The 12,442-nt window shown below is 36.8% G+C and carries 10 protein-coding genes and 2 riboswitches; of the genes, 4 read left to right on the forward strand and 6 right to left on the reverse strand.

Annotation, left to right across the window (positions count from 1 at the left end; all coding sequences use genetic code 11):
• The first annotated feature begins 92 nt into the window (after positions 1 to 92).
• The 3 genes from V179_RS0126395 (at position 93) to V179_RS28925 (ending at position 4,037) form a co-directional block, all read left to right on the forward strand.
• Entirely contained in the window at positions 93 to 449 is a 357-nt protein-coding gene (locus tag V179_RS0126395) for a YwqH-like family protein (protein WP_028394104.1), read from the forward strand.
• Positions 450 to 719: 270 nt separating this feature from the next.
• A riboswitch (SAM riboswitch) is annotated at positions 720 to 828 on the forward strand.
• A gap of 124 nt (positions 829 to 952) precedes the next feature.
• The gene (locus V179_RS0126400; RefSeq protein WP_028394105.1) at positions 953 to 2,071 is read left to right on the forward strand and encodes a 5-methyltetrahydropteroyltriglutamate--homocysteine S-methyltransferase; all 1,119 of its coding nucleotides are present in this window, start codon (positions 953 to 955) and stop codon (positions 2,069 to 2,071) included.
• 12 nt (positions 2,072 to 2,083) lie between these two features.
• Positions 2,084 to 2,194, forward strand: a riboswitch (SAM riboswitch).
• A 373-nt stretch (positions 2,195 to 2,567) separates the two neighbouring features.
• Positions 2,568 to 4,037 carry an MFS transporter gene (locus V179_RS28925; protein ID WP_034302744.1) on the forward strand — a complete coding sequence of 490 codons (1,470 nt, stop codon included), beginning with the start codon at positions 2,568 to 2,570 and terminating at the stop codon, positions 4,035 to 4,037.
• A gap of 106 nt (positions 4,038 to 4,143) precedes the next feature.
• Here the strand turns inward: V179_RS28925 and V179_RS0126410 are convergent, their stop codons facing one another.
• From V179_RS0126410 to V179_RS0126430, 5 genes are all read right to left on the reverse strand, one after another.
• A complete protein-coding gene (locus tag V179_RS0126410) occupies positions 4,144 to 4,860 on the reverse strand; it encodes a 3-ketoacyl-ACP reductase (protein WP_028394106.1) in 717 nt (238 codons plus the stop codon).
• 296 nt (positions 4,861 to 5,156) lie between these two features.
• Positions 5,157 to 5,816, reverse strand: coding sequence for a plasmid pRiA4b ORF-3 family protein (locus V179_RS0126415; protein ID WP_028394107.1), 660 nt, complete (start codon positions 5,814 to 5,816; stop codon positions 5,157 to 5,159).
• A 271-nt stretch (positions 5,817 to 6,087) separates the two neighbouring features.
• The gene (locus V179_RS0126420) at positions 6,088 to 6,864 is read right to left on the reverse strand and encodes a YibE/F family protein (RefSeq protein ID WP_028394108.1); all 777 of its coding nucleotides are present in this window, start codon (positions 6,862 to 6,864) and stop codon (positions 6,088 to 6,090) included.
• A complete protein-coding gene (locus V179_RS0126425) occupies positions 6,861 to 8,000 on the reverse strand; it encodes a YibE/F family protein (RefSeq protein WP_028394109.1) in 1,140 nt (379 codons plus the stop codon). The genes V179_RS0126420 and V179_RS0126425 overlap by 4 nt, the downstream gene beginning before the upstream one ends.
• Positions 8,001 to 8,604: 604 nt before the next feature.
• Entirely contained in the window at positions 8,605 to 10,728 is a 2,124-nt protein-coding gene (locus V179_RS0126430) for a glycoside hydrolase family 3 protein (RefSeq protein ID WP_028394110.1), read from the reverse strand.
• Between the two features lie 192 nt (positions 10,729 to 10,920).
• Between V179_RS0126430 and V179_RS0126435 the strand changes: the two genes are divergently transcribed.
• The gene (locus tag V179_RS0126435; RefSeq protein ID WP_028394111.1) at positions 10,921 to 11,835 is read left to right on the forward strand and encodes a helix-turn-helix domain-containing protein; all 915 of its coding nucleotides are present in this window, start codon (positions 10,921 to 10,923) and stop codon (positions 11,833 to 11,835) included.
• A 411-nt stretch (positions 11,836 to 12,246) separates the two neighbouring features.
• Here V179_RS0126435 and V179_RS31165 read toward each other — a convergent pair.
• On the reverse strand, positions 12,247 to 12,442 hold a 196-nt coding region (locus tag V179_RS31165; protein WP_034302748.1), incomplete at its 5' end, for a hypothetical protein.

A 12,442-nucleotide genomic window follows, 5' to 3' on the forward strand; every position in this document is an offset into this window, starting at 1 on the left:
AGCCCTGTTTTTCCATGATATAGTAAAAGTACTTGTTTTCTTGAGATACGTTCATTCGTTCAATCGCTAAGGAAAAAAGAGGTGGTCAATAGATGTCTTTAGCTTATTATTATAGTTTATTAAGATTGAAAGAAGAGCAACTTCATCGTCTCCAAATTTGTAATAGTGAATTGAATTCTTGCCAACAGGATTTTATCCATCATGAAAGATTGGTGTCGGAACCTGAGCTTTCTACAAACACTTGGAATGCAGCACTCGCCCATACCTTTGATAATACGAGAGCCGTAGGAATGTTAACAAACTATCGCGACATAAGTAACAATCAATTCAGCTCCGTATTTACAACGTTAGCGGAGAAAATCCAACAAATTCAATTAGAAATCATTTCAATCAAACAGACCATTGCCGCTCTTGAAGCAGCGGAACGGGAAGAGAAAATGGTACGTTAAACATGATTTCCTAATTAAAAATCCCAATATTATTTTGATCATTAAATAGACGAGGTTTAGCATCCGCCTTACTGAAAATGAAGACCTAGTTCACCCAAAACTCAAACAGGATCTTGACGTGAAGACCTCACTTCTACCAGCTTTTATTCCTTCAAATAAAGTGAAATTTCAACGGATCCAATCTTTCTCGGTTAAAAAACTACTTGTTTTTTCCTTTACAGCATGATAAAGTTGGATAAATCGGATTTTTCAAATAATTACATATTCATATTCTTATCAAGAGAGACGGAGGGATTGGCCCGACGATGTCTCAGCAACCAGCCGGTTTTCGGCAAGGTGCTAATTCCAATAGGTATAGAACATGCCTAGAAGATAAGAAGATCGTCCTCGTATTTTCGTGGGCCCTCTTCTTATTGAGGGCCCTTTTATTTTTGTTTATAAGAGAAAAATTCGAACTAATTAAATGCTTGAAGAAAAATCTATAAAAGAAAGTAGGAAATAACATGACAGAGTTAGCAGCACAAGAACTAGTAACGAATGCACCATTTAAAGCCGATCACGTCGGTAGCTTTTTACGACCAGAACGTCTTAAGCAGGCCCGGTTACAAAAGGAGAACGGTGACATTACCGCTGATGAATTACGTAAAATTGAGGACGAGGAAATTATAAAGTTAGTTGAAAAGCAAAAAGAAGCTGGTCTTAACGCTGTTACTGATGGCGAATTTAGACGTGCTTGGTGGCATTTAGACTTTCTTTCAGGTTTTGATGGCGTTTTGTTTCATGAAACAAATGATGGTATTCAATTTAACGGCGTTAAAACGAGAGCACACGGCATTAAGGTAACTGGAAAAATCTCATTTTCCGATCATTACATGATCGACCATTATAAGTTCCTTCATAGTATTGCAGGCGATGCTGTTGCAAAATTTGCAATACCTAGTCCCAATATGCTTTATTTCAGAGGAACACTTGACACAGACGTGTACCGCACTCACGAAGAATTTTATGATGATTTAATTGCTGCTTACCAAGGTGTGATTCAGGCGCTTTATGATGCAGGTTGTCGTTATCTGCAATTAGATGATACAGCTTGGTCCCTATTCTTTTCAGAAAAAGGGAGAGAACAAATTGCTAATAGAGGGTCTGATCCTGCTACATTGGCACAATTGTTCCAAAGAGGAATCAACGAGGCTATTGCAAATAAGCCGGATGATATGATCATTACGATGCACATTTGCCGAGGCAATTTCAGATCTACGTATTCATCCACTGGTGGTTATGAGGATGCTTCTAAAACGATCTTCGGTGGATTAAATCTTGACGGTCTTTTCCTTGAATTTGATGACGATCGTTCAGGTGGCTTTGAACCGTTACGCCATATCAATCGACCGGATCTTTACGTTGTATTAGGCTTAATCACTTCTAAAAAAGGCGAATTGGAAGACCCTGAACGGATTAAAGAAAGAATTGCAGAAGCTTCAAAATATGTTCCATTAGATCAAATCTGTTTGAGTCCACAATGCGGGTTTGCTTCAACAGAAGAAGGAAATGTACTGACAGAAGAAGAACAATGGGCAAAAGTATGCCACGTTGTGAATATTGCACAAGACGTTTGGAAGTAACAATAAAATAAACTCTTATAGAGAGTGGTGGAGGGACTGGCCCTACGAAACCCGGCAACCCTTTAACAATCTAGTTAAATAGGTGCTAATTCCTGCAAAACGGCATGCTTTGATAAATAAGAGGGATACTTTGCCAAATCAGGCTGTCCCAAGGCTCAATGATCTCACATGCTATACACAGTTTATTGTGTCATGTACACGTTATATAAACGGATATTTAGTAGATGTGGGGTCTAAAACCCTATGGGACGGTCTCTTTTGTATGAAGGACATGGGGACGGGGCTTCGCTACTTACTAATATAGCAATCTACTTTGCACGTAATCTTATTTGTATTATGGAACGTACTTCAAATTCCGGCTTAGCACCGCCACCATTGTGATTAGGCGAGTGTAGCAGGCTACTGGATTGTCGTTGTGATAAATGGCGGCGTTTTAACGCCATAGAGGTTTTATAAGTTGGATAAGACATTAATAGGAGAATTGGAAGTGTATTGAATGAAAAAGGAAGGTTGGAAAAGGTATCACACCATTTGGGGGCTACTATTTTTAGGTTGGTTTGTTTCTTATATTGACCGAACAGCAACTGGCCCCGTTGTGACATACATGATTGAAAATGAGATAGGTTTTTTCGCCAATGTAGCAAATCCTCATGGAATAGGCGGTCTTATCGGAAGTTTGTTCTTTGCAGGCTTTATGCTTATGCAATTTCCAGGAGGCTTTCTAGGTGATCGATTCGGCTACCGTACGATTATTATTTTAAGTGTAGTTTGGGCAGGGATTGCCACATTATTAACAGGGGTAGCTGGCGGACTTATTGCATTTATCCTATTTCGAGTAATACTAGGGCTAGGTGAAGGTGCATTTTATTCAAATGATCGCTCATATATTGCCTACCATACACCGCCTAAAAAAGTTGGTCTAGGAATGGGTGTTGCCCTTACCGGATTGTCTGTAGGACTTACAGCAGGTACACTCGGTGTACCATTTCTGATCACCACTGCAGAACCATTTATGGGAGAAGAGGCATGGCGTTTTCCTTTTTTTGTGATGGGGATTATTACACTTGTAAGTGCATTTTTTATTTTTAAATATATGAAGCCAAAAAATAATCCTAATCAATCTGTAGATCATTCTTCACCAGGTATTAAAGTACAATTTAATAAAGCACTACTATATATGTCGATGTACTCAGCTGTTTTTCTTGTAATCGTAATGGGAATCTATTATTTCTCCATAAAACTAGGTTTATCCAATATTGCAATTGCTATAATACTTGTAGCTCTTTGCCCGCTCTTAATCTTTTATTTATACACAACGAAAAAATCAGAAATAAAGCCAATTTTAGCCAACAAAAACCTTTTCTTATTGTACTTATTCTTCATTCCGATCATGTGGCATCTTTGGTTTTACGGATTTTGGTCTGTATCTATTGTCAAAGATTTCGGTGGCGGTGCATTAATGGCGGCTGCTCTGATTGCATCATTTAATGCATTGGCTGGAATCATCGGTTTTCCTCTTGGTGGTAAGATTTCTGATATGGTGGCAGATCGACCAAATGGGCGACGTAATGTTCTAGCTATTTTAACCGCTGCTCTGACCGTTCTTATTTTTATTTTTGCCGCATATGTCATGATGGGAAATAACAGTCCTATCGTCATGTCCATCATCCTGTTTGTTTCTGGATTATTCTTCTTTGCATTACAGCCGGTAGCACATGCGCTTGCTTCTGATTTAACACCTGAAAAAAGCAGAGGATCGATGTTCGGAATGCTTAATTTAATTGCCGAAATCGGCGCCGTGCTTTCTCCTGTTATCTCAGGAGTACTACGAGATAATACCGGCAGTTGGGGCATCCCACTTGTGCTAGATGGTATACTAATGGCAGCAGGTCTGCTACTTGTATTAGGCGTTTCCAGTAAAATCGCGCTCCACAATTCGGGAACTTTGAAAAAGAAAATAAGCTAGAGATTGTATTGCAATGAGAAAAGCCTTCGTGATTTCTGTGAACTCACGAAGGCTTTTCTCTAATTTACGGCATCGCCAATATATCTTCCTATTTCGAATCGTTCTATTAAGGATTCGTTGACCAAAGTCCAGCATGTTTTAAGACAACACGTGGATGAAGTTTTAGCTGGGCAACCATTAAGTCCGCTAAATCTTCTGCTTGCATCACTTTTTCTGGATTACCGTCTGTTAAGTTCAGTTCTACAGCCATATCTGTTGCAACCGTACTTGGTGTTAACGTTGTAACACGAATATTTTTCTTACGTACTTCAAGCATTAATGACTCACTTAGTCCGATCACTGCAGCCTTTGAAGCCGAATATGCACTTGTAATGGGTGCACCTTTTTGCCCAGCTGTTGATGAGATATTAATGATGTCGCCTGTATTGCGCTCGATCATTTCTGGTAATACCGCACGTGTTGTGTAATATACACCTTTTACGTTAACATCGATAATATTTGTCCATTCTTCAGGCGTTAAGTCCATGAAGCCACCGAATTTTGAAATACCAGCATTGTTTATTAATATATCGATTGCACCAAGCTCGGCACGAATTGATTCAACCGCTGTCGTAATCGAGTCTAAATCCGCTACATTTGCAGAAGCTATCGCTACCTTCACATCATACTGTTTAAGTTCTTCTGCTACTTGTTGTAAATTTTCAAGTGTACGTCCAACAAGACCGACATGAATTCCTTCTTTGGCAAAAGCTACTGCTGTTGCACGGCCAATACCACGTCCCGCTCCTGTAATTAATGCTACTTTTCCTGCGATCGTTTGCATATTTTCCGCTCCTTTGCTTTAGAATATATAAGTTTATTTTAACATATTTTGAAATAAAGTGTAATTATACACAAGATGAACTTACTGAACTACTCTCCGCCGGTCATTTTCTCGGTAAGATAGGTAAATTGAAAAAACTTTACGAAAAAGGTCATAACCATCGTCAACGAAGCTGACTTTTTGGGATAATTTGGTTATATACATAGTTATATTATTTGACACACCATTCTTCTAAATAGAGATTTTTTGTTGAAGCTTAATTAACATCTAGCAGGAAGCTAAGAAGATTTACAACATCATTGCTTAGATGTATCTATATATTTATCTGATATTACTCGATAATTTTCATGATGTACTTTATCCCATTCAGTCTTTTGGTATTTATGATGTTTGAGAATTTGATTCATAGCCGCCTTATTGTATAATCGGAACCCTTGTTCAGCCGCCCAACTACATAAATAATCATGCTCTGGGTGTGAAGGGTTTTGATAGACTTCAAGGAAGTGCACAAACCCGGGCGGACCACCTACATCTTCTGGAGGTGCTTCCCCTGCCCCATCAAGCACGGTTGGGAAACCAAAATAATAATCCTCCACGACTTCTTCTAACTTCACATGAATGCGCCAATCATCACCGAAATCATACACATATAAAAACTCACCTATGCGCTCCATATAGGTATCAATTTTTATCCTCGTCGGCTGCTTCACGGCAATTCCTTTATACGATTTGCTTTTCGCTTCATCTATTCGATGTACATAATTCGTTACAACAACATCATCAAGCTGAAACTCAAACAAATGCATGGGCTCATATGGATATCCACTCTTAAAATTCGTTACATTTTGAATGACATCGTGCAAACGATTAAATGTAATTCCACCTGGTACAATTACTTTTCTCCACACAACCGGCTCAATATTTTTAAATTGGAATGTTAGGATGTAGGATTTCATAGAAGACCTTCCTTTTTCTTTTTCTACTCACTCTAACTTTCTACTGTTTTTATCTTCCTTAAATGCTGTATTTGTATGTTTGTCCATTGTATATCATATGGCTTTATTAACGTAACCATTTTGTTTGTTACAAATCGTATCATTAAAAATATAAAAACATAAAAACATCCCCTATTTCAGCATACTAGGAGATGTTTTTCCATTCACACGTGATTATTTAGTTAAATTCAAACATGCAAACACAGATTGTTCTAGCTTTCCTGTCATAAAGCTATTTAGAAAACTTACTATTTTCTCTCGTTTTCACTAAATAATACGCATTTATCCAGGAAGCGATTGGAATAATCAGAGCTATACCAATTCCTGCACAAAAGATCGTGATCATCTCGGCACTGAATACTTTTGAATTGACAATTTCGTCAACAGAATAAGATAAATCTTTAAACCATAGCAGCAATCCCAAATAGCCCCCAAAGAACGCAAAAAATAACGTATTCGTATTGGTCCCTAATATATCTCGGCCAATACTTAATCCAAATGTGAATAAATCTTTCCGGCTAATAGATGGATTATGATAAAAGATCTCACGCATGGGCGATGTAATAGAAATGGCAACATCCGTTATGGCACCTATTGTACTCATAATAATTACTGCGGCTCCAATTTTCACAAAATTCACGCCAATATAAAGAGAAAATACGCCAAGCTCCTCTATTTCTTCTTCACCAAATCCTTGAATTTTAGTGTTTTCTGATACAATTTCAATAAAAAAAAGTAAAATAACAATCGTAATAATTGTTGAAATGAACGCCGTAATTGTTTTACTGTTCACTTCATTAATATAAAATAGATTAATACAACTAATCACTGCACATGCAATCAATGTTAAGATAATCGGATTGATATTTGGATCTGTCATAAAAATAATGGTAAGGAGTAGCACACCAAAGTTTAAGAATAAAGAAATAAAAGACCGTGCTCCTTTTTTTCCACCAATAAGTATCATTAATATAAATAAAATAGCGGCCAGCCACACTAATACATTCATGATCGCGCCCTCTTTCGATTAACAAAAAAGATAGTAGTATATAGACCGATCGGAATCGTCAATACAATGCCAATACCTCCGGCTAGAGCACGGGCCAATTCCAATGAAAGATTCATAGAAAGAGTAAATCCCAATGGAGAAGCATTCTTTAAATACAAAATAAGTATTGGAATGGAACCACTTATGTATGCAAAAAACAAAATATTTGTCATAGTTCCCATAATGTCTTTGCCAATATCCAATCCTGATGTTTTAAGTGCTTTGATTGATATGTTGTTATTCTGTTCATACAACCCAAAGATAGATGATGACATCGTAATAGCTACATCCATTACGGCTCCTAAGGATCCGATGAATACCCCCGCCATAAATACCATTTGATAAGGTCGAGTAAGGAATTGCATCTCTTCATAACGAAGTCCTTTTTCTGAAGTTAACCATAGAACAAGATAGGTTATGAACAACGAAACAAAAGTTCCCAACAAGGTCGCAATAATAGCGGCATATGTTTTTTCATTAAAACCATTAACGAGTAACAAAGAAATGACAGTAAATAAAATGACACTTATACTGCAAATCAATACCAGACTCGTTTCCGGATCATACAAATAGACATCCAATGCATAAGATAATAAAACCGCATTCACGGCCAAACTTATTATCGAAAACAGCCCTTGTTTTTTCCCAACGATAAGTAAAATAAAGATAAAAATCCATGCTATATAGACAACGAATTTATCACGTTTTACGTCTTTTATAGATCCCGATAATTCTGTACTACCCTTACTGTTTGTATCAATCGAAATGAACAATTCATTTCCAACATGGTATTCTTGATCATAAGCTCCAGATGTTGAATACTTATTTGTTAAATGAACGATTTTTCCTTTATTTTCCCCGTTTTTTATTTCGGCTGTTATATGCTGTGTGAAAAGATGATCTTTATTATTATGTATATCAATCATTTCAGTTGTATCTTCCAGATTGGTTTTGATTACTTTGGCTATTGGGCGTTCATAGAACGAATAATTGTGATGAACAAAAATGACAGAGGCGACAAAACAAACACCTATTATGGCGAATAAAACAATTTGTTTGGAAGACAACTCTTTAAATTTAGTTATAAGTACGTTCAAGAAAAAACCTCCAACTCATGATATGGACCCATTGGATCAAGTGAAACGTCAATCAGTGAGGGGTTCTTCATTCCTCGCCTACAACCTCACCTAAATGTACTCCGATAATAATGGATTTAGATTAACAGGAATATATTTCAACCGTCAAGAAAACCTCTTTCCAGCCGATTATGTAGATAACCCAAACATATTGTTCTTATATAATCTTAGGTTTTATATTTTCCCAAAAGGTTTTCATATAGTAGACATTAATAACATTAAGCTGTTTTCGCATACTTTGTTGTTTTTCCATTATATGTACACGAACAATCTGGGTTGATTTCCGTTGCAGGTACTCGCTTTTCGCAGACGGGTTCTTCCTAAACACGCTTCTCTAAGCAGGAGGCTCACACCTTACACTACAATCAACATCTGCTCGATTGGCTAAAAACAATAATCTTTACGAAAAGAGCCTAAAATTAAAACAAGGTCCGAATGTTGGAATTTAACTTTTAAGGCTTGTCCTTTTCTTTACATAGAAAAATCCCCTTCAGTTAGACTGTAAAGGGACATATTACTATGTTCTCTTTGTTCAAGTCTATCTAAAAGGGATTATAGAAATTGATTAATATGTTAGTCCATGACCAAGTTTATAAATATTACCATCGCTATCCTTATAGGCATAACTGAGTCCCTCAGGCATATATTTGTCCTTATCATAGCCCGGTACATCATTTCTCGACACACAATCGCCATTCTGATAAACCGCAATTACTTCCTCACTTGCCGGTAATGTCAATGGTAATACGCCTACTGGTCGGCTATTGCCTGCAATAACTTCAAGCTGCGCATTATAGAAAGTATCGTATCCAGCAATTAAAGCATCTGCCAACGGTTCTACACTTTTAAGTATCCATGGCAATGTCACATTAACACTGATCACCACTTTACCACCACGATTATGAACGTTGTCTACCACTTCTTTTAAATGATTCATACCAGTTATAGTTGTTTCCTGATACAATGAACCATCCAAGGACGATACTACTTTATCCTCACAGATATCAAGTTCTAATAGTCCAGGTGTCGCGTTGAAATAAGATCCGGATTTTGGATGAAGGAACATGATTGCTATGTCAGCTTCTTCATAGTTTTCAGTCATCGTAAATTGGCCGAGCTCTTGACATTCTTTTCTGGCCTTCTCAGTGTAAGTTGTTGCTCGTTCTACTTCCTTGTGTAATACTTCTACATAAACCTTTTTATTATTAAGTTTTTCAGCTGTTAATGGTAATGTTTCGTTTTGGTTTTTAAGTACAGTTACGGATTTTTTATGTGCTTCATAAGCTGCTTCCCAATTCGCTTTGTTGCTAACTACAGAGGTAGCCACTTCTGGTGAATTATACGTACGATCATCGAAAAGACCTAAAGCAAACATTTCTGTTAGTAGACGTACATTCGCTTCATTAATACGTTTTTCACTAATCCAACCTTTGCTAACAGCTAATTTAAGATTTTCTATATCATTTGTATCAGCAACTATATCTGTCCCCGCATTGACTGCCTTAGCAAAGCGTTCCGCCTCACTCAACTCTTCAACGCCCCAGCTCATATTATTCACAATACCGCTGTCACTATTAATATAGCCTTTGAATCCAAGTTTTTCTCTAAGAATATGATTGATGAAATAATGATTAAATGTGAAGCCAACCTCTTCGAACGGAATGTCCTCCCCTTCGAACTCTTGTACCACACTCTTCTTGATGCTTGGTATAGAATAATATGGCATGATGGACGATGTACCATGCTCTACCGCTGCTCTAAATGGTGGTAAATGATACTTTTCTAAGCTACCTGGAGTTGGGTAAAGATTCCATTTCCCTTCTTTATAATGAGGGTCAAATCCATTCTCTCTTGCTCCGCCACCAGGGAAATGCTTCGTTGTCATCGTAATACTACGATCCCCTAGTTCCTCACCTTGGAATCCATCGATAAGGCGACCAATAGCGTCAGAAATAAATTCTGGATTTTCTCCAAACGTACCATACGTCCGTTGCCATCTCGGATCTGTAACGACATCCGCCATATACATATAACCTTTTCTGATACCAGTAGCATCCCACTCATCGCGAGCAATTTTAGCAAATTCGCTAATCAGTGATGCATCTTCACCATTTTTAATATCGCCCTGTGCTGCCGCTGCTAGCCCTAGGGTTCCAGGCCATGTAGAGAAAATTCCACCTGCATCATTCATACCGAATATTGATTCTGCATTTTCATTTCTTGAATTAGATGCGATCAAGACAGGAATACCTAAACGTGTTCCCTCAGCTACTTCATTCATTTTATTAATCCACTCCGCCATTTCAGCTGGACTAAAGTTGTCTCTTAAAATGAAGTGTCTTAAATTCCTTTTCTCGATGGTATGAGTTGTTCCATATATTTTAGAAGCGGCAAATATATTTTCACCTTTTTCCACAATCGCTTCATCTAATATCCCATCATGACTTGTCTTTTCCTTATCTTCCTGAGAAAGCCCCATTTTACGTGTATTAATCAGCATCATACCGATCTTTTCATCCATATTCATTAATGAAACGAGGTTCTCTGCACGCTCTTTCGGGCTTAAACGCCAATCCTTATATGGATCAAGCTTCCCATTATTATTCAAATCCTTAAATTTTAATCCATCAACCTCTATGATATTCTTAACTCTGACTTCTAATTCCGGTTGTTTATGATTAATTTCCATTTTAATGCCTCCTTAACTTGGCCTTCTCCTCATTATGCCCTTGAGAAGAATCGATCTATCATTCAAACACCATGTATAATAAATTTGATATCGCTTTCTTTATATTGTTATAATAACAACAAAAAGTTCAAAATAAATGGCGTTTGTTGCTAAAAATATTGTAATTATTGCTATGCGAGAGGTTGACACCAAATGAAGCAATCTGTTCTTATTCCAGTAATAAATAAAGGTTTTGAAATTAATTACTTTAGCAAAAAAAACCAACCTCATGATTGGTTCAAGAAATATAACGAATCAGCCGAGAAATTTTCCCAATTAGAGGCTTTATTTCAATTGCACAGGCACGATGTTTTAGAGGTTCTTGTATTTTTAGATGGGGAGTGTGACTTTTTTTGTGAAGGAAAAACCTATTCCTTAAGGAGAGGCGATGTTGTGGTAATCCCTCCTTATGCTGTTCATAAAGCCATCGTTAAAAGTATCGATAACTATGAGCGTATAATTATTAGCGTTAGTGAGCATTTAATGAGCGACTTTCTATCTAGTTCACCATCTATGAAAGAGAATATGGTTTATCAAAAGACACAAGGTTCTTATGTGTTACATCTGCATTCAAAACATTTCCAAGATATAATTTTTCTACTAGATGAAATAACTCATAGAATAAAAAAATGCGAAGAAAACTTTTCCTTCACATTAAATTATCAATTATTTCAAGCACTTCAAATTATCTTCGATCCCGCCAGTAGGATGCCCAATCTTAGTAACAAGGAAGAGCTAGACCAAAGATTCGTATCTATATTAGAATACATTGAATCACATTTGACAGAGCCTGATTTAAGCTTAGACAATATATCTAATTATTTTCATTTAAATAAATACTATTTTTCTCATTACTTTAAAAAGAACATGAACCTTCCCTTTTACCGTTACGTATCATTAAAGCGTCTATCTTTTGCTGTAACGATGATTAAACAAAATCAGATCTCCATAGAGGAAATCGCCTTAAAATGTGGTTTTCCTGATTATTCTAGTTTTTACAGACTATTCAAAAAGGAATACGATATTTCTCCAAAAAAACTCCAAAAAGAATATAAAAGTTTATATTAAGATGCATCTAGCACAGCACTCATTTAGGCACGCTTACACGTCCTTGTTAATTGAAAAAGGGGATATACTGAAGAAATATAATTAGACCTGACTTATTACTTCAACAGCGCAGACGCTTGGTCTAAGCGAAAAAGAGCTAGTCTATGGTTAATTCTTTGGATGTAGAAATAAAGGGTATTTAATGGAAGGTTTTAAACAACATTTTTCATCAAGGACAATTGTTACTATCACGGCCACGACTGCAAACAAGGTCAAGGGGCGGAATCCATTCATACAACTATGTTTCGAGTGCTTCAAACATACTTAATATGGGGGTTTTGCCTTTTCAAAACTTCGATGACATCGCATGCAGATTTCAAGTCGTGATGCTCCTTCTCTTAGTCGCTCAGCATTTCGTTGACTAAATCGATATTATTTTCGGTTCAATTTTTTTCGATTCTGTTTTTTTTCTACTTCTGTTTTTTTCGGCTTCGTTTTTTTCGATTCTGTTTTTTCTGACTCTGTTTTCTTCGGCTTCATTTTTTTCGATACTGTTTTTTCTGACTCTGTTTTCTTCGGCTTCATTTTTTTCGATTCTGTTTTTTCTGACTCTGTTTTCTTCGGCTTC

Origin of the sequence: Bacillus cihuensis (assembly GCF_000504145.1) — a bacterium.
In the GTDB taxonomy this organism is placed as follows: domain Bacteria; phylum Bacillota; class Bacilli; order Bacillales; family DSM-1321; genus Peribacillus; species Peribacillus huizhouensis.